Origin of the sequence: Paraburkholderia hospita (assembly GCF_002902965.1) — a bacterium.
GTDB lineage: Bacteria > Pseudomonadota > Gammaproteobacteria > Burkholderiales > Burkholderiaceae > Paraburkholderia > Paraburkholderia hospita.
The window spans coordinates 346,143-366,482 of the sequence record NZ_CP026106.1 but is presented as its reverse complement, the minus strand read 5'-3'; the positions used below and the strand labels follow the sequence as shown (position 1 = coordinate 366,482).

Sequence of the window (20,340 nt, the reverse complement as noted above, 5' to 3'; positions counted from 1 at the left end):
ATATGTGCGTATGCACGCTGTCAAATCGCGTTGTGATACGCCGGATGAAATTCATTGTTGCTCACAGCGCCAACACGCTGACGGCCACCTCGACGCGATGCGCGCCGCCGCCAAGAATCATGCCGCGCAGCAGCGAAACGTCGCTGTAATCGCGGCCGATCGCGAGCGTCACGTGGTCCATGTCGGCGAGCACGTCGTTGGTCGGGTCGAGGTCGATCCAGCCGCTTTGCGGGCAATGCACCGACACCCACGCATGCGACGCATCGGCGCCGATCAGGCGCGGCTGTCCCGGCGGCGGATCGTTGCGCAGATAGCCGCTCACATAGCGCGCGGGCAGGCCGAGCGCGCGCAGGCAGCCGATCATCACCTGCGCGAAGTCCTGGCAGACGCCGCTTTTCATATCGAACGCACGTTCGGCGGGCGTATCGAACATCGTCGCCGACGGCTTGTAGTCGAAATCCGCGTAAATGCGATGCATCAGATCGATCGCGCCCGCGACGATCGGCGTGCCGGGGCGGAAGCTGCGCAGCGCGTAGTCGCGCAACGATGGCTTGAGCGCAACGTTGGGCGACGCGAAACGGAACTCGACCTGCGGATGACACTCGCCGCCCGCGCGAAACCGCAGCGAGTCCGCCACCTCTTCCCATTCGGGCGTCGCGTCGGGATCGAGATCGCGCCAGCGCGGCGTGAGCTGCACGGTCGTTTCGCTGACCATTTGCAGGCGTTCGTGCGGCGCATCGAGCGCGAAATACAGCACGTCATTACCGAATGCGTCGATGCGGCTATGCAGATACGAAGGCGACGGCTCGATGCGCTCCGTATGCGCGACCACGCGCTGCCACGAGCAAGCGAGCGGGCGGATCGTCGCGAGATGCTGCGCGGTTTCGACGAGCGTCGAATAGTGATAGGTCGTGCGATGCGACACGGACAGCAGCGTCTGCGCGTCCTTCATGACGACACCTGCGGGGCCAGCGTGTTCGCGTGGCTGAAATAGCGCGCGCTGATTTCATTCGCCGCTGCCGTCATGCTCATCGCGAGGCGGTCGCACAGCGCGATCAGTTCCTCGTACATGCCGCTGTCGTCCGTCGTGCACAACTGCTCCAGCGAGGGCAGCGTGCTCACGTCCGGCAGCATGTCGTTGAAACGCCGATGGCGCGTGTTGCCCGCCGCCATCGAGATATCGTCGAGCTTCGAGCACAGTCGCGCATACACGCCGTACAGTCCGCGCGGATTGGTCGGCTCGATCACGAGCAAATCGATCAGCGCGGGCACTTCGAGGCGCCCCGGATACAGCGAGCGATACGTGAGCGTGCTGTCGAACAGTTGCAGCAGCAGATCGAACGCGGCGGGCGTTGCCAGCTGGCGCTGCATCGCGACGACGCGCAGTATCGACGTCATCGCCCACACGCGCTCGATGTGCCGGCCCGCGAACATCAGGCGCCACGCTTCGTCGCGCGTCATGCGGTCGCCTTGTGCGCCGCTGATCGCCGCGAGCTGCGTCGAAAGATGTTCGAGCGCGTTCATCAGCGACACGCGGTTGTAGCGTGCCTTGCCGCGCGAAGACGCATTCGACGACACGGCCGCCGCCGGCGTCAGTTCGTGCAGCGCGTCGCGGAAGTCGTTGCGCGCGGCGAGCGTGATGCGCCAGTGATCGTTTGAAAGCCGGCCGCGTATCTCGCCGCTCGCGCGCGCCTGGCTCGCGAGATTCTGGCCGATGCTATAAGCGCCCGTGTTTTCGTGCAGATTCGCGACCAGCGTGCGCTCGAACGCTCGCAGCGACTGGCCCGCCACGATGTCGCCCGCTTGCACGAGACCATATTGCAGCGCGAGCTCCGCGAGCGTCCCGAACATGGTGTCCGCGCCGTTGCTTTCCAGCGAGCCGAGAGTCAGCCGCAGCAGCCGCACGTTGTTTTCCGCGCGCTCGCCGTAGCGGCCGCTCCAGAACAGGTTCTCCGCCGCGCGGCTCGACACGGTGCGATGCTTGCGCGCGAGATCCGCGGGCTTGAGCGGCGACGGCAACAGCGTGAAGGTCGAATTCGGATGACTCGACAGCACCCATGTATCGACGCTGCTGCCGCCGAACTGCATCGACACCGACGCCTGCCGCTCCCCCGCGAGCCGCGTGAAGCCGCCGGGCAGCACGTGCCAGCTGCCGTTCGCATCGGCGACAGCGATGGCGCGCAGCACGCTCGGCCGGTTGCCGAGCGTGCCGTCTTCGTAGCGCGGCGTGCACGAATACGGCAGCGGCTGCTGGATCGTGAACGCATCAGGCGCGCGCTCGATGCGGCTCTTCCACGCGTCGAGCCGCTGCGCGCCGGGTGCGATGCCAGGCGGCCCGTCCGGCGTGCGCGTGGGCCATGTCGGTTGCAGGAAGGCGTCGTCGATGTTCGCGAACGCATGCTCGCGCGCGGCGTCCTCGCCACACCACCACGTCGACACGCCGTTCAGCAACAGCGGCTCGTTCAGCAAGGTCTGCGCAATGCCCGGCAAAAAACCATGCATCGCCGGCGATTCGAGAAAGCCCGAACCCGGCACGTTCGACACGATCACATTGCCCGCGCGCATCACCTGCAACAGCCCCGGCACGCCGATCGTCGAATCGGCGCGCAGTTCGACGGGGTCGCAGAACGCGTCGTCGAGGCGCCGCACGACGACGTGCACGCGCTCCAGACCCGTGAGCGTCTTCAGATACAGCATGTCGTTGCGCACCGTCAGGTCCTTGCCTTCGACGAGCGTCACGCCCAGATAGCGCGCCAGAAACGCATGCTCGAAATAGGTCTCCGCGAACGGCCCCGGCGTGAGCAGCGCGATATGCGGCGCGCTGTCCGTCTTGCCGTTGCGCATCGTCGCGCGCGCCCATTCGGCGAGCGTCGCAATCAGCGTGGAGAACGTCGGCGCAAGGCGGCTCACGCGCAATTCGCGGAACGCGTCGGCGAATACGCTCGACACGATCATGCGGTTTTCCAGTGCGTAGCCGAGGCCCGACGGCACTTCGGTGCGATGCGACACGACCGTCCACTCGCCGCTGGGCGCACGCGCCAGATCGACGCCGATCACCTGCAGGAACTGGCCGCCCGGCGGCGCGAAGCCCTTCACGGCGCGCAGATAGCCCGGGTGCCCATAGACGAGCGCGGGGGGCAGCTTGCCTTGCTGGAGCAACATCTGCGGACCGTACACATCGGCGACGATCGCGTTGAGCAGCTGCGCGCGCTGCTTCACGCCGCGCTCGATATGCGCCCACTCGTCTTCACCGATGATGAACGGCAGCAGGTCGAGCGACCACGGACGCGGCTCACCCTTGTCCGCGTAGACGTTGTACGTGATGTCGTTGTCGCGCACCTGCTGGGCGATCGATGCGCGCCCCGGCTCCAGACCCGCGATGCCTTCCTCGCCGAGCAACTCGAAAAAGCGCCGCCACGGCTCGCGCAGCGCGCCCGATTCGTCGCGCAGTTCGTCCCAGTGGCCTTCGCGCACGTCGAGCAGCGGCAGCGAGCGCAGCAGGGCCAGCGCGTCGGGATGGCCTGCTGCCGCTTCGAACGGAAAGGTCGATTGAAAAGCCAAGATGTCGTCGCGAGTCTGTCGTTATGGGCTTAAGGTTGAAGCAGCGGCTTACCAGTGCCGCAAATCTAGCGTGAACGGAAACTCCACGCTGCGCGGCGGCGCTTGCGTCACGAGCGGCCCCGGCGTGTGGCCCGTCGTGAAGAAGCGCGAGCGTCGCCGGCTTTCCGCTTCGTACGCGTTCACCGGGAACGTCTGATAGTTGCGTCCGCCCGGATGAGCGACATGATACTGGCATCCGCCGATCGAGCGGCCCGTCCAGGTATCGACGACATCGAACGTCAGCGGCGCATCTACGCCTATCGTAGGATGCAGCGACGACGATTGCTCCCATGCGCGGAAGCGCACGCCCGCGACGAATTCGCTGATGCGGCCCGTCGGCTGCAGCGGCAGGGACACGCCATTGACGCTCACGACATGGCGATTGTCGTTCAGCCCCAGCACCTTCACTTCGAGCCGCTCCACCGACGAATCGACATACCGCACCGTGCCGCCCGCCGCGCCCTCTTCGCCCATCACGTGCCACGGCTCCAGCGCGCCGCTGATCGTCAGCGACATGCCGTTCGCGTGCATCTCGCCGATGGCCGGGAAGCGGAACGCGAAGTGCGGCGCGAACCATTCGCTGTCGAACGCGTAGCCCGCGCCGCGCAGATCGGCAAGCACATCGTCGAAATCCATCTGCACGAACGTGCCGAGCAGGAAGCGGTCGTGCAAGCCGGTGCCCCAGCGCGTGAGGCGCGTGGTGTACGGCGTCTTCCAGAACTTCGCGACCAGCGCGCGCAGCAGCAGTTGCTGCACGAGACTCATGCGCGAGTGCGGCGGCATTTCGAAGCCGCGCAGTTCGAGCAGGCCGAGGCGGCCCGTCGGGCCATCAGGCGAATAGAGCTTGTCGATGCAGAACTCGGCGCGGTGCGTGTTGCCCGTCACGTCGATCAGGATGTTGCGCAGCGCGCGGTCGATCATCCACGGCGGCAGTTGCGCGCTACCCTGGCCGCCGAGCAGATCGATCTGCCGTTGCAGTTCGCTGAACGCCAGTTCGAGCTCGTAGACCTGATCGTTACGTGCTTCGTCGATACGCGGCGCCTGGCTGGTCGGCCCGATGAACAGCCCGGAAAACAGGTACGACAGCGACGGATGGTTGTGCCAGTAAGCGACGAGGCTTGCGAGCAGATCCGGGCGGCGCAGGAACGGACTGTCGGCAGGCGTCGCGCCGCCGAGCACGAAGTGATTGCCGCCGCCCGTGCCCGCATGGCGGCCGTCGAGCATGAACTTCTCGGTGCTCAGATACGTCTCGTGCGCAGCGTTGTAGAGGAACTCGGTGTGATCGACGAGTTCGTTCCAGTTCTTCGCCGGATGAATGTTGACTTCGATCACGCCGGGATCGGGTGTCACCTGCAGCACATGCAGACGCGGATCGCGCGGCGGCGGATAGCCTTCGATCACGACGGGCATCTTCAGCTCGGCGGCCGTGGCTTCGATCGCGGCAAGCAGGTCGAGATAGTCGTCGACTTCAGTGAGCGGCGGCATGAAGACGTGCAGCAGCGCACGCCCATCGCCCAAGGCGTCGGCCTCCACTTTCGGGCCCGCCGCGCGCGCCGGACTGCGCACCTCGACGCACAGTGCCGTGCGGATCAGCGATGCTGCCGATTCGCCGCGCTCGGGAAGGCGGTCCTGAGGCAGCGTGCCTGTGCCGTGTCCGCTTGAGCCCGCGCCGCGTCCACCGCCTGATCCGACACCGCGACGAGCGTCGTACGACACACCTTCATACTGCATCCGCAATTGCGCCGACGTGCGTAGCGGCGCGGGTTCCGCAAACGGATCGTGCGCATGCTGGTACGGATAATCTTCCTCCGCAACCCACGGCAGCGAATCGAGCGGCAGGCGCAAGCCCATCGGCGAGTCGCCGGGAATCAGATACATGCGCGCGTCGCGGAAGAACCACGCGCCGCTCGTCCAACCCGGGCCGGTCGTCGCGCGGGCCAGCGGCAGCACGTAACCCGTTACGCCCGACAGCCCCGCCTCGAACACGCGGCGCAGCCGCACACGCTCCATCTCGTCGTCGAGCCGCGAATCGAACGGATCGACGTTGACGGGCAAGCGGCGCTCGCGCCACAGGTAGTACCACGTATCCTCGTAACCAGGCTGCGCGTACTCGCTGTCGACGGACAGCTTGCCGGCGAGCCGCGTGATGAAGCGGTGCGCATCGTCGGATGTATAGCGGCCGGGGCTGCGCTCGTCGGCGAACAGCGCCGGATCGTTCCAGCACGGCTCGCCGTCCGCGCGCCAGTACAGCGACAGCGCCCAGCGCGGCAACTGCTCGCCCGGATACCACTTGCCCTGGCCGATATGCAGAAAGCCGTTCGCGCCGTAGTGGCCGCGCAGCTTGTCCATCAGCGCGACGGCATAACCGCGCTTGGTCGGGCCGAGCGCGTCGGTGTTCCATTCAGCGGCGTCGCGGTCGCGCACCGACACGAAGGTCGGTTCGCCGCCCATCGTCAGGCGCACGTCCATCGCGCCGAGCTGGCTGTCGACGTGCGCGCCCATCGTCAGCACGCGGTCCCACGCGGCTTCCGTATAGGGCTTGGTCACGCGCGGCGTTTCGAGCACGCGCGTGATCGACATCGCGTGCTCGAACTCGACTTCGGACTCGTCGACGGCGCCCGAAATCGGCGCAGCGCTGCCCGGCTCCGGCGTGCACGCGACGGGAATATGGCCCTCGCCCGCAAGCAGGCCCGAGGTCGGATCGAGGCCGATCCAGCCCGCGCCGGGCAGGAACACTTCGCACCATGCGTGCAGGTCGGTGAAATCGTATTCGGTGCCGCTCGGGCCATCGAGCGACTTGGTATCGGGCGCAAGCTGCAGCAGGTAACCCGACACGAAGCGCGCCGCCAGCCCCAGCTGGCGCAGCGTCTCGACCAGCAGCCAGCCCGAATCGCGGCACGAGCCCGACCCATTGACGAGCGTTTCCTCAGGCGTCTGCACGCCCGGCTCCATCCGGATCAGATAGCGGATGTCGTGCTGCAGACGCTGGTTCAGCTCGACGAGGAAATCCGCTGTGACACGCGGCGAACGGTCGATGCTCGCGACGAACTCCTTGAAGCGCGGCGTCATCTCGCGTCTGACGAGATACGGCGCCAATTCGGCCGCAAGCTCGGGCGCGTACTCGAACGGAAACTTTTCGGCGGCCGGCTCCAGGAAGAAGTCGAACGGATTGTAGACGGCCATTTCCGCGACGAGATCGACCGTAATCTTGAACTCAGGCGTGCGCTCGGGAAACACGAGCCGCGCCTGGTAGTTCGCGAAGGCGTCCTGCTGCCAGTTGATGAAGTGCACTTCCGGCTCGACGCGCATCGAGTACGACAGGATCGGCGTGCGGCAATGCGGCGCCGGGCGCAGCCGCACGACCTGCGGCGACAATCCGACGAGACGGTCATAGCGGTAATGCGTGACATGGTTCAGCGCGACACGTATGGACACTCCGGACTCCTGGGCGGGAAAGGCCGATAAGGGGGCAGACGCGAAAAGCAAGCTCTATGCCGTTGAGCGTGAAAACGCAGCCGTTGCTGCATTTGCAGCTATCGCATTGTCACGTGGCGGCCTCATGCTTCAAAGGACTTCGAATGACAAAGCACGCGTGCCACGCGACCGACCACACGCACCAAAGCGGCGCATGCGGCGGGTCATTCGCGCACGTAATGTGCGCAAGACCCACGACGTTATAGCGAAGCGGCATGAAGATTGCGGGAACCCCACGCGCGCGGATGCTGCTATAAACGGCGCGCTGCACGTCCGCCTGACACACCTCTCATCCACTGCACGACGACATAAACGTAAACGGATTGAAGCGATGAAAGCCTTCCATTGCAACCGGTGCGACCAGCGCGTGTTCTTCGAAAACGTATTGTGCGAGCGCTGCGAGGCGTTGCTCGGCTACGTGCCCGAACTGGCCGAAATCAGTGCGTTCGAAGACGCGGGCGATGGCCAGTGGCGCAGCCTGCATCCCGACGTCAAAGGCAAGCTGTACCGTCAATGCCACAACTACGCGGTCGAGAACATCTGCAACTGGATGCTACCCGCCGACGATCCCGAAACGCTGTGCCGCTCATGCCGTCTCACGCACACGATCCCGAATCTCGCGGAACCGAACAACCGGCTTTACTGGTACCGGCTGGAGACCGCGAAGCGCCGCCTGCTCTATACGCTCGACTCGCTTGGCCTCGCGATCGAATCGCGCCAGGTCGATCCCGACAACGGCCTCGAATTCGACTTCCGCGAAAACACGGGCGACGGCGAGGCGGTGATGACGGGGCATGACAACGGCCGCATCACACTGAACGTGGCCGAAGCCGACGACGCGCACCGCGAGAAAGTCCGCACCGACATGCGCGAGCCGTATCGAACGCTCCTGGGGCATTTCCGCCACGAGTCGGGGCATTACTACTTCGAAAAGCTGGTTGCGGGGACGCACTGGCTCAAGCCGTTTCGCGAGCGCTTCGGCGACGATCAAGCCGACTATCGCGAAGCGATGGACAACTACTATCGCAACGGCGCACCCGCCGACTGGGAAAACAGATTCATCAGCGCGTACGCTACGATGCATCCGTGGGAAGACTGGGCCGAAACGTGGGCGCACTATCTGATGATCGTCGAGGTGATAGATACGTCGACGGCATACGGGCTTGCGCTGCTGCCGCCCGCGCCGAACGAGCCGTCGCTGACCGACCAGACGCCCGTCGAGGAAGCGAGCTTCGATAACCTGATGAAGCGCTGGTTTCCACTGACGGACGTGCTGAACAGCCTGAACCGCAGTCTCGGCATGCCGGACGGTTATCCATTCGCGCTGGCGCCGCCTGTCGTCGACAAGCTGCGTTTCGTGCATCGTGTGATCGCGCAGGCGTCGGCGCGCAAGTAGTCACGCACAAGCCGCGCACGCGCGGCCAGCCTCGCGTTGCAGCCTGCGCGAACGCGCGCTACTTCTTCTGCAGCAGTGTCTTCAGCTCTTCGACGTTCTCTTCGACGCGCTTCGCAATCACCGCATACGAATCGGCCTGCGTGCGATAGGCGGCTTGTGTGAGCTGCTGCATGTCCGCGAGCGCTTTGTGCAGCGTCTGCTGGACGAGTTCCGCGGTCTGCGCCGACGGCACACCGCCGGTGGCTGCCTGCTTCTGCGCGACATCCTGCAGCTCGGCGAGCGTCGAACGCAGCATTTCGGCCTGCTTCTGCGCGAGCGCCTGGATGCCCTGCACGGCCGTCTGATTGGCGGCAATCAAGGCCTCGACGTCCTTGCGACGCGCTTCCATCACGGCCGGCACGTCGAATCCGGGCAGCTTGAACTGTTCGAACAGCTTGTTGAACTCGGCGAACGGATTGGCGGCGTCAAAGGGTTCCATGCTTGATCTCCACAGGGTGCTTCGGTGGGTTGGGCATGTGCCTCGAAGGCTTGACGCAGGCACATGGCACGATCATGCCCGTTAATGCGGCAATGTGCCAGCGACCAACGCGGACGCCAGCAGCCATGGCGGCCTTGCTATGCCCATTTCATATCACGCTATGATGCAGTGCAACTATGCACAGCGTACGGGTTTTCCCTGTATTTACAGGCCCGACAAGCGTCCGCCGGGCGGGCGTTACGCGGGATTTATATCACGTTGGCATATATCCATGACGACAAATTGTTTCCTTTCTGACAGCTTTTCCCTTAACTTACGCCTGCCCGTTTCCCTCAACAGAACAATATCTTGACCCGTTCCCCTTTTTTCCAGTGGCTGGCTCGCTTTTATCCCGCCGCGATGAACGTCAAATGGCCCGAGCGCATGCGCTCGGCGCTCGGCGCGTTGATCGGCATTGCGTTCACGGGCGGCAGCATGCATCTGCTGCTCGGTCCGAACGTGAACATTCCGCTGCTGGTCGCGCCGATGGGCGCGTCGGCCGTGCTGCTGTTCGGCGTGCCCGCCAGTCCGCTTGCACAACCGTGGTCGATCATCGGCGGCAATCTGGTGTCGGCGACGGTGGGCGTGGCCTCCGCGATGCTGATCTCCGATCCTGTCGCAGCGGCGGCGCTCGCGGTGGGCGTCGCGATCGCCGCGATGTTCGCGCTGCGCTGCGTGCACCCGCCATCGGGCGCCGTCGCGTTGACGGCCGTGGTGGGCGGACCCGCCATTCATGCGCTCGGCTTTCGCTTCGTGCTCGAGCCGATCCTGATCCAGTCGGCGGCGCTGCTCGGCGCGGCGCTCGTCTATCACGCGGTGACGGGCCACCGCTATCCGCACGCGACGCGCGCGGCGCCCTCCGTGCCGCAAGCGCCCGCAACGGGCAACAGCATCACGCGCGCCGACCTCGAAGCCGTGTTGAACCGGCGCGGCGAACTGCTCGACATCGACCCTGAAGACCTCGAAACGCTGTTTCGCGAAACGCAGTTGCAGGCCTACGCGCGCACCTTCAGCGAACTGGCATGCCGCGACGTGATGTCGGCGCCCGTCGTCAGCGTCACGCCCGACAGCACGTTGCGCGCCGCAGCGGACCTGTTACAGCGTCACTCGATCAAGGCGCTGCCCGTCGTCGACAAGCGTCAACACGTGGCCGGCATCGTCACGCGCGCCGATCTCGCGAACAAGCCGAAAAGCGCAGACCTGCGTCTGATGGAAGCGCTGTCGGCGCGTCTCTTCAAGCGCGACGCGACACGCGGGCGACTCGTCAGCACCGTCATGACGACGCACGTGCGCACCGTCTCGACCAGCACGCCGATCGTCGAACTGGTGCCGCTCTTCGCCGACGACGGCCACCATCACATTCCCGTGATCGACTCGCATGACAGGCTGGTCGGCATCATCACGCAGTCCGATCTGATCGCGGGTCTGTACAGGCAGACGCAGATGCAGGCTCAGGCTCAGGCGCAACAGCGCCCTGCTGCCTGAGCGCGGCCATCGCGCGCCGCTTGAACCAAAGGTTCTGAAGATACCGAATGGCGATGCGCAGGCATCGCCATTTATATCATTTTGTGATAGATTTTTTGTTTTCCCTTGCGCGGCCATCGACATGAAAGTTCTTACACGCACGTTGAACAAGGCGGACTACGAACAGCTCTCTGAGTTTCGCTATCAGATGCGGCGCTTCGAGCGCTTCTCCGAGCAGGCCGCGCAGGGCGAAGGCATTACGCCGCTGCAATATCTGTTGCTGCTGCATATCAAGGGCTATCCCGATCGCGAATGGGCCACCATCGGCGAACTGGCGGAGCGGCTGCAGGCGCAGCATCACGGCGTGGTCGCGCTGGTGTCGCGCTGCGAAGCGCTGGAACTGGTCAAGCGCAAGGTCAGCGAGACCGACCGCCGCCAGGTGGAAGTGCATCTGCTGAAAGCAGGAGAAAAGGTGCTGGCGCGGCTTGCGGAACTGCATCGCGCCGAGTTGCGCTCGCTCAAGGGCGCGTTCACGATTCCGCAAATCGATCTCTGATTCCGGCCTCCAGCTTGAAAGCGACACCGCATTCGACACACCACTCATGAGCGACAACTCTCACAAGCGGGACTTTTCCAGCAACTCGCGGTTGCCCGGCATTTCCGCGCTGGCTGCAGGCATCGGTCTGCTCAGCACGCTTGCCGCATACGTGCTGCTGAGCCTGATTCATCTGTTCACCAACCTGTTCTTCTTCGGCAGCTTTTCGTTCGCCGACCGGTCGCCTGCCACGAATACGCTCGGCGCGTGGGTGATCGTGATTCCCGTGATCGGCGGATTGATCGTCGGCATGATGGCGCGCTTCGGCTCGGAGAAGATTCGCGGGCACGGCATTCCCGAAGCGATCGAAGCCATCCTGTTCGGCAAGAGCCGCATGTCGCCGAAGGTCGCCGTGCTCAAGCCCTTGTCGTCGGGCATCGTGATCGGCAGCGGCGGCCCGTTCGGCGCGGAAGGCCCGATCATCATGACGGGCGGCGCGCTCGGCTCGCTGATCGCGCAGTGCGTGAAGGTTACCTCTGCGGAGCGCAAGACGCTGCTCGTCGCGGGCGCCGCCGCGGGCATGACGGCCGTGTTCGGCACGCCCGTCGCCGCCGTGCTGCTCGCCGTCGAATTGCTGCTGTTCGAATGGCGGCCGCGCAGCTTTTTGCCTGTCGCGCTGGCCTGCGCTGTGGCCGGTTTCGCGCGCGCGATCTTCTTCGGTACCGATCCCCTGTTTGCGCTCCAGACCGCACCGCCCACGGCCATTTCGCTCGTGTCTTGCGTGATCGCGGGGCTGTTGTCGGGCGCGCTCGCATCGGGCCTGTCGGCGGCGCTCTACAAGACGGAAGACCTCTTTCACAAGCTGCCGCTGCACTGGATGTGGTGGCCTGCCATCGGCGGCCTGGCGGTGGGTATTGGCGGATTTATCGAGCCGCGTGCGCTCGGCGTCGGCTATGACGTGATCGGCGATCTGCTGCATCAACATATCGCGTTACAGGTCGCGGTGGCGATTCTCGTCGTGAAGGCGGTGATCTGGGTGATCGCGCTCGGCTCCGGCACATCGGGCGGCGTGCTCGCGCCGCTGCTGATGCTCGGCGCGGGACTCGGCACCGTGCTTGGTCACGTGCTGCCCGGCAACGAGCCCGCGCTGTGGCCGCTCGTCTGCATGGCCGCGACGCTCGGCGCCACGCTCGGCGCGCCGCTGACGGCCATCGTGTTCGCCTTCGGCCTCACGCACGACAGCAACGCGCTGCTGCCGCTGCTCGCCGCGACGCTGGTCGCGCACGGATTCGCGACCGTCGTGATGAAGCGTTCGATCATGACCGAGAAGATCGCGCGGCGCGGTTATCACATCTATCGCGAGTATGGCGTCGATCCGCTCGAACGGCATTACGTCGATGAAGTGATGACGCAAAAGGTCGATTCGATCGACGGCACGCTCAGCGTGCGCGACGCGCTCGCCGCGTATTTCGGCGCGACGCAGAAACGGCGTGCGTATCCCGTCGTGCGCGCGAACGGCGCGGTGCTCGGCATCGTCGACCGCGCGATGCTCGATGCCGTGCGCGAAGGCTCGACGCAACACACGCTCGATACGCCGCTCGCCGACGTGCTGAAAGGCGGGTCGCCGCTCGTCGCGCTGCCCGACGAAACCTGCCGCCTCGTCGCGACGCGTCTGGCCGTGCACGATCTTGAGCGGCTGCCTGTCGTCGTCGATCGCGATTCGATGCAACTGCTCGGCGTCGTGTCGCGTAGCGATCTCGTGAAGCCTTCTGTCGCGCACTTCGAGGAGGAGCACAAACGCGAGCGCTTTCGGCGTCTGAGCTTTACGTCGGGCAAAAAGCATTTCCCGCCCGTGCGCAAAACGCGCACGCACGGCTGAACGTTGAACAAAGTTCTACAGCAACGCCAGTGAAACCCGCGAGCCGGAACAGCCTTCCGGCTCGTGACATCTAACTCCTCGAATCGTGCCCGAGCGCCTGCCGTTCCTGAAGAAGGCAGGCCGCACATCTTCCTGGAGGCTTCAGATGAAATCCGCACGCTGGTTCCTGCTCACCGCACTTGCGCTCGCAGGCGCTCCCGCCTGGTCCCAAGGCTCAGGTCCGACCGATCCGCAAATCGCCGCCATCGTCGTCGCCGCGAATCAGGCCGACATCGACGCGGGCAAGCTTGCCGAATCGAAGACGCATTCGAAGGACGTAAAAGCGTTCGCGCAGCAAATGGTCACGGACCATACGGGCGTCAACAAGGCGGCCGTCGATCTCGTGCACAAGCTCGGCGTCAAACCAGAAACGAACCCGACCAGCGACAGCCTCAAAAAGGGCGGCGAAGCGAACATCGCAAATCTGAAGCCGCTGCAGGGCGCGACATTCGATCGCGCGTATATCGATCATGAAGTCACGTATCACCAGAACGTGATCGATGCGCTCGACAAGACGCTGATTCCGTCCGCGCAGAACGCCGAACTGAAAGCGCTGCTAGTGAAGGTCAGGCCTGCGTTCGTCGCCCATCTCGAACACGCGAAGATGGTGCAGGCATCGCTGCCCCAAGCGCAATGAACCGCGTGCGCAACGCTGTGCTGCACGGGTTCGCAATGGCCTCGTGTGCGTTTGCAGTGCCCGCGTTTGCCGGCGCTTATGTCGTGACGATCGAGCAGATGCGCTTCGACCCGCCCACGCTGACCGTGCATCGCGGCGACGAGGTCGTGTGGGTCAACAAGGATCTCGTTGCGCACACGGCAAGTACCGACGCAAAAGGTTTCGACTCCCGCAGCATCGCGCCCGACGCAGCATGGCGCTACCGGGTCAGCACGCCGGGACGCTATACGTACCGCTGCATCTTTCATCCGACAATGCATGGCACACTGATCGTCGAACCGGCACCATGACGACATGAAGAGCGACACGATGAACGGCATGACGGCGCGAGCCGCTTCTACACCACGTTCCGACGATGACGACGCGGAGATCGTGCGCCGCATCGTGGCGGGCGACCGCACCGCATTCGAATTGCTGATGCGCCGCCACAACCGGCGTCTCTATCGTCTTGCGCGCGCCACGCTGCGCAACGATGCCGAAGCAGAAGACGCATTGCAGGACGCGTATCTGAACGCCTACCGGTCCATCGCGCAGTTTCGCGGCGATGCACGGCTCTTCACATGGCTCTCGCGTCTCGTGCTGAACGAATGCTTCGGGCGGATGCGCCGCGAAGCGCGACGCCAGAACGTGCTGCCGATGCTCCACGATTGTCCCGACGACGAGCACATGTCATCCATCATGGACACGCTGAACGCCCACGACCACCACGCGCCCGACCAGGCGGCGGCACGCGCGGAAATTCGCGCGCTGCTCGAACGAAAGCTCGATGCGCTGCCTTCCGGCTTTCGCACCGTATTCGTGCTGCGTTCGGTTGAAGAGATGAGCGTCGAAGAAACGGCGCAATGCCTCGATATTCCCGAAGCCACGGTGCGCAGCCGTCATTTCAGGGCGAAACTGCTGTTGCGCGAATCGCTTGCGGACGAAGTGGAAAAGTTGGGACCGGCGCTATTCGAGTTCGGCGGCGCGCATTGCGATCGTATCGTCGCTTCGGTGCTGGCGCGATTGCGCAATGAATAGCGGGAGACACATCATGGCGCGAAGAGTCGGCTTGCTTGTGAGCATCGCTTTCGCCGCTTCCGTCTTCGGCATCGCAGCGCAAGCGCAAGGCATCCGTATCGAATCAGGCACGTACGGCGCGAATTGCGGCGCGGCAACAGGTAACGCCACGCGCGATCTCGCCAAGCACTGTAACGATCGCGCGACCTGTCGCTACATCGTGAACACGCGGCTCTCTGCAACGCAGCGAGCGTCATGCGCGCGCGATTTCACCGCAGAATGGACCTGCGATCACCGTGAGTTTCATCGCGCGAGGTTGAGTGCCGAAGCGGGCAACGGCAGCTCGCTGGTCCTCACATGCGTACCTTCGACGGGCGCAGGCAAGTGATCTGGACAGTCAGGCTCACAGGTCCAGCGTCAGGCTCGCACGCTCCCCTTCCACAACGGGATGCGCCATACAAATCAACGCGCAACCGTCCGCGACTTCCACTTCGATTTCGCCGTCGTACGCGACCTGTCCCGACAACACTTTCGTCGAACACGTGCCGCACATGCCTGAACGGCAACTCGATTGCGCTTCGATGCCGTGTTTTTCCGCGAAGTCGAGCAGGCTGCCATGCTTCGGCAGCCATTGGACGGTGCGTTGCGAGCGCGCGAATGTCACTTGCGCGCCGCCTGCTTCGGCCTTTTCTTCCGCGGCGGGTTCGGCAAGCATCGGCGTGCGCTTCACGCTGGCAGGCCCGAATGCTTCGAAACGGATGCGCTCGTCAGCGACGTTCAGCGCGCGCAAACCTTCATACAGGTCGCGCATGAACTGCTCGGGACCGCATAGATAGAAATCGTAGTCGTCGAACGACAGCGCGCGCTTCAACGCGGCGATGTCCACGCGCCCTTGCGTGATGCCTTCGGCAGGCCCACTCCCTGCGCTGTCGAATAGATTCAGCGACACCGACGGATAACGCGCCGCCACGTCTTTCAGATGCGCGCTGAACGGACGATCGCGATCGCTGCGCGCGCCATGAAAGAAGAACAGACGTTTTGCCTGACTATCGTCCGCGACGCGCGTGTTCAGTTCGTGATGGAGCATCGCGATCATCGGCGTGATGCCGATGCCGGCGGAAATGAACACCGCCGGCCGCGGGCTGTGCGCGTCGAAGGCGAATGCGCCGCGCGGCGCCATCGCCTCGATCTCCATGCCCGCCACGAGATGGCCGTGCAGCCAGTTCGACGCAATGCCCTCGCGCTTCACGCTGATCCGGTAATGGTGCGGATCGTGCGCGTCAGACAGCGTATAAGTGCGCGTCAGCGGCGCATCGTGTCCTTCGACGGGCACGCGAATCGGCAAATACTGGCCCGGCTGATACGCAGGCAACGGCGCGCCGTCGGTGGATTCGAAATAGAACGAGCGAATCGAAGCCGTCTCTTCGACGACAGCCGCCACCTTCAGCTTGTGCCACGGCGACGCGGCAGCCGCCTTGCGAATTGCTGCTGCGAACTGCGGCGCGTATTCGACATCGGACCAGCGAAACGGCAGCACGCCCTTGCTGCGCCGCACTTCCTGCACATGGAAACGCATCAACCTTTCGGCGCCTTCGAAAGCGGCCAGTTCGGCGCCCTGCCAGATGATCTCGGCGCGCACGGCGAGATACAGCAGATCACCGCTCGCGAAGTCGATGAACAGCAGGCCCGCGCGCGGATCGTGCAGCAGATTGCCGATCGTGTTGAAGAACTTGTTGCCCGTGAAGTCGGGCGTAGTGAGCGTCGCCGCGTCGTCGATGTGCACGAAGCCCGGCGCGCCGCCGCGATGCGACACGTCGACGCCGCGCGCAAAGCCTGCGTCATCCGCCACATTCGCGCTCGCGATGAAGAACGTGTCGGCGCGTGCGAGGAATGCGCGGTCCGCGTCGCTCAAGTGCGTCGAGATTTCCTGCGGCACTAAAAGGCCACCTTCAGCACGGTCGATGAAAGTCGGCACACGCCCCTGAATGTACTTCGCGCAGTTCCCGAAGCTCTGGGTCACTTCGAGCGTAACCATATCGCCGTCCACGCCCGTCACGACGCCATTGATCCGGTTGCGCCGCCGCGTATGCGGCTGAATGCCGAGGCCGCCGATCATCGCGCCCGTCTGCCAGCGCGGGCCGAGCGGATCGCCGGGCAGCGCGCGGCTGTCGATGCGCAGCGTGCGCGCATCCGGCGACGACACGAAGCCCGGTTCGCCCGTGCGAATCGTCGCCCACGGCTGCCCGCTCGCATCGACGCCGCCGAACACCATGAACGGCTGCTGCGCGAAGAACTCGCGGTGCTGGTCCGGCATGTAGCGGCGAATGCTGCGCCGCCCCGACGAGTTCGCCTGACTGTCCACGCCTGCGAGCCGCTGCGCGGCGAGTTCGTCGGCGTGAAACGGCGAGGTGTCGAGGCCCCAGCCGTTCAGAGGAATGAAATCGGACATGTCAGGCTCCTGCAGGCAATACGTCAGCGTGTTGCGTCGTACGGAACCGCTCGTCGCTGACTACTCGGCGAGCAGCCCCGCTTTCGTCGCCGGCATCGCGATGAAGCGCGGCAGCGCCTCCACGCGACGCAGCCACGCGCGAATGTTCGGATACGGCTCCAGCGACACGCCGCCTTCCGGCGCGTGCGCGATATACGTGTGCGCGGCGATATCGGCGATCGTCACGTGCTCGCCTGCTGCGAACGGCTTCGCGGCCAATTCGCGGTCGATCACGTCGAACAGCTTCACCGCGATGCCCTTCGCCGTCTCATGATTCAGCGGCGCACCGAACACGGTGACGAGCCGTGCGGAGCACGGGCCAAACGCGATCTGCCCCGCCGCCAGCGACAGCCAGCGCTGTACGGCCGCCGCGCCGAGCGGGTCTTCCGGCAGCCACGACGGGTCACCGTAGCGCTTTGCCAGGTACACCAGAATCGCGTTCGAATCGAACAGCGTCACATCGCCGTCCTGGATGGTGGGCACCTGGCCGAACGGATTCAACGCCAGATACTCGGGCTTGCGGTTGTTACCGGCGCGCATGTCCAGTTCGGTCACTTCGAACGGCAGCTCGAGCAAAGTCAGGAACAGCTTCACGCGATGCCCATGACCCGATAGCAGGGTCGTGTACAGGCGGATCGGCTGGGCGGGCTTGGCTGCGGGCATTCGTCTCTCCGGGTTCAGTCATATTGGACAATACGAAGCTTAATGTGCGGCGCACGGCCGCAGAAGCCTGATAACCTTGAAAACACAATCATCTGAAAGTGGACAATCGACATGGCCGACGTGCGCGACGTGAACCTGAACCGGCTGGCCGTCTTCGTCGCCGTGGTCGAAGCGGGTTCGCTGACGGCGGCCGCCACGCGGCTCGGGCTCGCGAAGACGATGGTCAGCACGCACATGCAGCGGCTCGAAGCGGAAGTGGGCGCGAGCCTGCTGGTACGCACAACGCGCCGTCTCGGCATCACCGAGGCAGGCCGCGCGTTCTACGACGCGAGCGTGAAGATCCTGCGCGCCGCAGAGGAAGCGCTGGCTGAAATCGGCGGCGAGGAAGCGCCCGTGCGCGGCACGCTGCGCGTGAGTTGCCCGATCGACTACGGCACGCTCGTGGTCGCCCCCGTGCTGGTCGAACTGCGCCGCACGCATCCACGGCTCGATATCGAACTGCTGTGTAGCGACCACGTTGTCGATCTGATCGCGGACGGCATCGACGTCGCGATCCGGCTCGGTCGTCTCGCGGATTCGAACTATCGCGCAGTGATGCTGGGGCGCTACGAGAAATGGGTCGTCGCGAGTCCCGCGTTCATCGAGACCTGGGGCGAGCCGCAGACGCCCGCCGATCTCCCTGCAATGCCTTTCGTCGCGCTGACGGTTTTGCCGCACCCGCACACGCTCGACATGCGCCACACGAAAGGCGCGACGGAAAGCGTCCGTTGCGAGAACGCGTTTCTCGTGAACACGGCGGCAGCCGCGCGCGCGGCGACGCTCGCGGGCGGCGGACTGGGGCTGTTGACGGACTTTTCGATCGGCAACGACGTCGCGGCGGGACGCCTCGTTCGGCTGCTGCCCGAATGGTCGACGGAACCGGCGGGCATTCAGGCCGTATTTCCGCCGACGCAGCACACGCCGTCCAAGGTCCGTGCGCTGATCGAGACGTTCAGGACGTACCTCGCGCGCGACGCGGCGCCACTGCATCAGTAGAATTGTCCGTCCGGGTTTCAGCCGATCAAGCGGCGGTGTTGCCGTGCCGTTGACGTGACGAGATACCCCGTTGTGCGTAATCGACCAACACAAAGCGACCAACACGAAGCGACCATGAAAAACATCGACGACACGCAAGACATGCTCGGCGCCGCGTTTCTGCGCCATGACGATGCCAGTGCCAGCATGCGCGCCGAAGGCGAGCGGCTCGAACACGACAGCGCCGTGTATCGCACGCTGCTCGAATCGACCAAAGCGATTCCGTGGAAGATCGACTGGGCGACGATGGCTTTCACCTACATCGGCCCGCAGATCGAGGCGCTGCTCGGCTGGGCGCCGTCGTCGTGGAAAACGGTCAACGACTGGGCCGAACGGATGCATCCCGATGACCGGCAGAAGGTGGTCGAGTTTTGCGTCGCGCAGTCGCAGGCGGGCACCGATCACGAAGCGGACTATCGCGCGCTGACGAAAGACGGCGGCTACGTGTGGCTGCGCGACGTCGTGCATGTAGTGCGCACGCCCGATGGCGGCGTCGATTCGCTGATCGGCTTCATGTTCGACATCAGCGAACGCAAGCGCACGGAAGAAAAGCTCGCGCGTCTGCAGAAGGAACTCGAAGACCTGTCGTTCAAGGACGGACTGACGGGCGCGGGCAACCGCCGCATGTTCGACGCCGTGATGCAGCGCGAGTGGGCTGCGGGTCAGGAAAGCGGCAAGCCGCTGTCGCTGATCATGATCGATATCGACTTCTTCAAGGCCTACAACGACTACTACGGCCACCTCCAGGGCGATGAATGCCTGAAGCGCGTCGCTGGCGTGCTCGCACAGGCCGCGCGTGACGGCGATTTTCTCGGACGATTCGGCGGCGAGGAATTTGTGCTGGTGCTGCCGGACACGGACGCGGATATGGCCGTGAAAATGGCCGAACGCTGCCGCGATCTGATCGATGCCGAGGCGATCGCGCATGTGCGCTCGCCGCATCAGCAGCGCGTGACGGCGAGTTTCGGCGTAGGCACCATCGTGCCGAATGATTTGTCCGGCGGAATGGACACGACCGCGTTCATCAACCTGATCGACGCGCAGCTGTATCAGGCGAAGGACAACGGCCGCAACCGCATCGTCGCCGTCGATCGCGCGGGTCTGGGTGGCGAGGCGTTCCGCACGCACTCGCGCTGAGGCGCGCGTTCACATGCACTTTGAAAGAAACAGCGCGACGGGATCACACCGTCTTCAGCACACGCGGTTTCACCTCGGGCACGGGAATGGGGACGGGGACGGGAAAGCTGGTTAACTCGCTTTTGCCCGCGACGATCGACAGATACCTCAAGCAACACACGCGCAGGAACGATGCGAAATTGCTCGGCACTTCACCGCGCAGCGCGATGAGTTCGTCGTAGAGCTTGACGGCGAATTGCGTGGTCGTCATGTTCTCGCGCGACGCGATTTCATGCAGCACGTCCCAGAAGAGATTCTCCAGACGCACAGTCGTAATCACGCCGTGGATGCGCAGCGAACGCGTGCGCGATTCGTACAGGATCGGGTCCGCGTTCACGTAGACATTGCACATGGTTTGTCTCC

The 20,340-nt window shown here is 64.5% G+C and carries 17 protein-coding genes; 10 read left to right on the top strand and 7 right to left on the bottom strand.

Going from position 1 to position 20,340, the window contains the following annotated elements; translation table 11 throughout:
- Window positions 1–61 precede the first annotated feature (61 nt).
- From C2L64_RS19980 to C2L64_RS19970, 3 genes are read right to left on the bottom strand one after another with little or no spacing between them, the layout of a single operon-like run.
- Window positions 62–952 carry a transglutaminase family protein gene (locus C2L64_RS19980; RefSeq protein ID WP_007747270.1) on the bottom strand — a complete coding sequence of 297 codons (891 nt, stop codon included), beginning with the start codon at window positions 950–952 and terminating at the stop codon, window positions 62–64.
- Window positions 949–3,561, bottom strand: coding sequence for a circularly permuted type 2 ATP-grasp protein (locus tag C2L64_RS19975; RefSeq protein WP_009771626.1), 2,613 nt, complete (start codon window positions 3,559–3,561; stop codon window positions 949–951). The genes C2L64_RS19980 and C2L64_RS19975 overlap by 4 nt, the downstream gene beginning before the upstream one ends.
- Before the next feature lie 48 nt (window positions 3,562–3,609).
- Window positions 3,610–7,035 carry a transglutaminase family protein gene (locus C2L64_RS19970; protein WP_009771625.1) on the bottom strand — a complete coding sequence of 1,142 codons (3,426 nt, stop codon included), beginning with the start codon at window positions 7,033–7,035 and terminating at the stop codon, window positions 3,610–3,612.
- A 370-nt stretch (window positions 7,036–7,405) separates the two neighbouring features.
- On the opposite strand from C2L64_RS19970, the gene C2L64_RS19960 reads away from it, so the two are divergent.
- A complete protein-coding gene (locus C2L64_RS19960; RefSeq protein ID WP_009771623.1) occupies window positions 7,406–8,470 on the top strand; it encodes a zinc-binding metallopeptidase family protein in 1,065 nt (354 codons plus the stop codon).
- Between the two features lie 58 nt (window positions 8,471–8,528).
- Here the strand turns inward: C2L64_RS19960 and phaP are convergent, their stop codons facing one another.
- The gene (gene phaP, locus C2L64_RS19955) at window positions 8,529–8,948 is read right to left on the bottom strand and encodes a phasin family protein (protein WP_007747261.1); all 420 of its coding nucleotides are present in this window, start codon (window positions 8,946–8,948) and stop codon (window positions 8,529–8,531) included.
- 348 nt (window positions 8,949–9,296) lie between these two features.
- Here phaP and C2L64_RS19950 point away from each other — a divergent pair, with 348 nt between their 5' ends.
- From C2L64_RS19950 to C2L64_RS19920, 7 genes are all read left to right on the top strand, one after another.
- Window positions 9,297–10,472 (top strand): HPP family protein, encoded by a 1,176-nt coding sequence (locus C2L64_RS19950; protein ID WP_039903110.1) that lies wholly within the window; start codon window positions 9,297–9,299, stop codon window positions 10,470–10,472.
- A gap of 121 nt (window positions 10,473–10,593) precedes the next feature.
- The gene (locus tag C2L64_RS19945; protein ID WP_007747257.1) at window positions 10,594–11,007 is read left to right on the top strand and encodes a MarR family winged helix-turn-helix transcriptional regulator; all 414 of its coding nucleotides are present in this window, start codon (window positions 10,594–10,596) and stop codon (window positions 11,005–11,007) included.
- Between the two features lie 46 nt (window positions 11,008–11,053).
- Entirely contained in the window at window positions 11,054–12,865 is a 1,812-nt protein-coding gene (locus tag C2L64_RS19940; RefSeq protein ID WP_009771621.1) for a chloride channel protein, read from the top strand.
- Window positions 12,866–13,010: 145 nt separating this feature from the next.
- Complete coding sequence (locus C2L64_RS19935; protein ID WP_009771620.1) at window positions 13,011–13,541, top strand: DUF4142 domain-containing protein; 531 nt, start codon at window positions 13,011–13,013, stop codon at window positions 13,539–13,541.
- Window positions 13,538–13,870, top strand: coding sequence for a cupredoxin domain-containing protein (locus C2L64_RS19930; RefSeq protein ID WP_009771619.1), 333 nt, complete (start codon window positions 13,538–13,540; stop codon window positions 13,868–13,870). The genes C2L64_RS19935 and C2L64_RS19930 overlap by 4 nt, the downstream gene beginning before the upstream one ends.
- A 4-nt stretch (window positions 13,871–13,874) precedes the next feature.
- Window positions 13,875–14,597, top strand: coding sequence for an RNA polymerase sigma factor (locus tag C2L64_RS19925; protein WP_009771618.1), 723 nt, complete (start codon window positions 13,875–13,877; stop codon window positions 14,595–14,597).
- Window positions 14,598–14,610: 13 nt separating this feature from the next.
- Window positions 14,611–14,964: a hypothetical protein gene (locus tag C2L64_RS19920; RefSeq protein ID WP_009771617.1), complete on the top strand. Its 354-nt coding sequence runs from the start codon at window positions 14,611–14,613 to the stop codon at window positions 14,962–14,964.
- A gap of 15 nt (window positions 14,965–14,979) precedes the next feature.
- Here C2L64_RS19920 and C2L64_RS19915 read toward each other — a convergent pair whose 3' ends face one another.
- Together C2L64_RS19915 and C2L64_RS19910 are read right to left on the bottom strand one after the other, a co-directional pair.
- Entirely contained in the window at window positions 14,980–17,025 is a 2,046-nt protein-coding gene (locus tag C2L64_RS19915) for a 2Fe-2S iron-sulfur cluster-binding protein (RefSeq protein WP_009771616.1), read from the bottom strand.
- A 60-nt stretch (window positions 17,026–17,085) separates the two neighbouring features.
- Window positions 17,086–17,727 carry a glutathione S-transferase family protein gene (locus tag C2L64_RS19910; RefSeq protein ID WP_009771615.1) on the bottom strand — a complete coding sequence of 214 codons (642 nt, stop codon included), beginning with the start codon at window positions 17,725–17,727 and terminating at the stop codon, window positions 17,086–17,088.
- A 111-nt stretch (window positions 17,728–17,838) separates the two neighbouring features.
- On the opposite strand from C2L64_RS19910, the gene C2L64_RS19905 reads away from it, so the two are divergent.
- Both C2L64_RS19905 and C2L64_RS19900 read left to right on the top strand, forming a co-directional pair.
- On the top strand, window positions 17,839–18,762 hold the full coding sequence (locus tag C2L64_RS19905; RefSeq protein WP_009771614.1) for a LysR family transcriptional regulator: 924 nt from the start codon (window positions 17,839–17,841) through the stop codon (window positions 18,760–18,762).
- A 114-nt stretch (window positions 18,763–18,876) separates the two neighbouring features.
- Window positions 18,877–19,938 carry a sensor domain-containing diguanylate cyclase gene (locus C2L64_RS19900; protein WP_009771613.1) on the top strand — a complete coding sequence of 354 codons (1,062 nt, stop codon included), beginning with the start codon at window positions 18,877–18,879 and terminating at the stop codon, window positions 19,936–19,938.
- Between the two features lie 43 nt (window positions 19,939–19,981).
- On the opposite strand, the gene C2L64_RS19895 is transcribed toward C2L64_RS19900, so the two are convergent.
- Complete coding sequence (locus C2L64_RS19895; RefSeq protein ID WP_009771612.1) at window positions 19,982–20,329, bottom strand: ribbon-helix-helix domain-containing protein; 348 nt, start codon at window positions 20,327–20,329, stop codon at window positions 19,982–19,984.
- Window positions 20,330–20,340: the final 11 nt, after the last annotated feature.

Coding starts and splice junctions, on each gene's coding strand:
- C2L64_RS19980 (WP_007747270.1), bottom strand. CDS start 952: ATGAAGGACGCGCAGACGCTGCTGTCCGTGTCGCATCGCACGACCTAT.
- C2L64_RS19960 (WP_009771623.1), top strand. CDS start 7,406: ATGAAAGCCTTCCATTGCAACCGGTGCGACCAGCGCGTGTTCTTCGAA.
- phaP (WP_007747261.1), bottom strand. CDS start 8,948: ATGGAACCCTTTGACGCCGCCAATCCGTTCGCCGAGTTCAACAAGCTG.
- C2L64_RS19945 (WP_007747257.1), top strand. CDS start 10,594: ATGAAAGTTCTTACACGCACGTTGAACAAGGCGGACTACGAACAGCTC.
- C2L64_RS19940 (WP_009771621.1), top strand. CDS start 11,054: ATGAGCGACAACTCTCACAAGCGGGACTTTTCCAGCAACTCGCGGTTG.
- C2L64_RS19935 (WP_009771620.1), top strand. CDS start 13,011: ATGAAATCCGCACGCTGGTTCCTGCTCACCGCACTTGCGCTCGCAGGC.
- C2L64_RS19930 (WP_009771619.1), top strand. CDS start 13,538: ATGAACCGCGTGCGCAACGCTGTGCTGCACGGGTTCGCAATGGCCTCG.
- C2L64_RS19925 (WP_009771618.1), top strand. CDS start 13,875: ATGAAGAGCGACACGATGAACGGCATGACGGCGCGAGCCGCTTCTACA.
- C2L64_RS19920 (WP_009771617.1), top strand. CDS start 14,611: ATGGCGCGAAGAGTCGGCTTGCTTGTGAGCATCGCTTTCGCCGCTTCC.
- C2L64_RS19915 (WP_009771616.1), bottom strand. CDS start 17,025: ATGTCCGATTTCATTCCTCTGAACGGCTGGGGCCTCGACACCTCGCCG.
- C2L64_RS19910 (WP_009771615.1), bottom strand. CDS start 17,727: ATGCCCGCAGCCAAGCCCGCCCAGCCGATCCGCCTGTACACGACCCTG.
- C2L64_RS19905 (WP_009771614.1), top strand. CDS start 17,839: ATGGCCGACGTGCGCGACGTGAACCTGAACCGGCTGGCCGTCTTCGTC.
- C2L64_RS19900 (WP_009771613.1), top strand. CDS start 18,877: ATGAAAAACATCGACGACACGCAAGACATGCTCGGCGCCGCGTTTCTG.
- C2L64_RS19895 (WP_009771612.1), bottom strand. CDS start 20,329: ATGTGCAATGTCTACGTGAACGCGGACCCGATCCTGTACGAATCGCGC.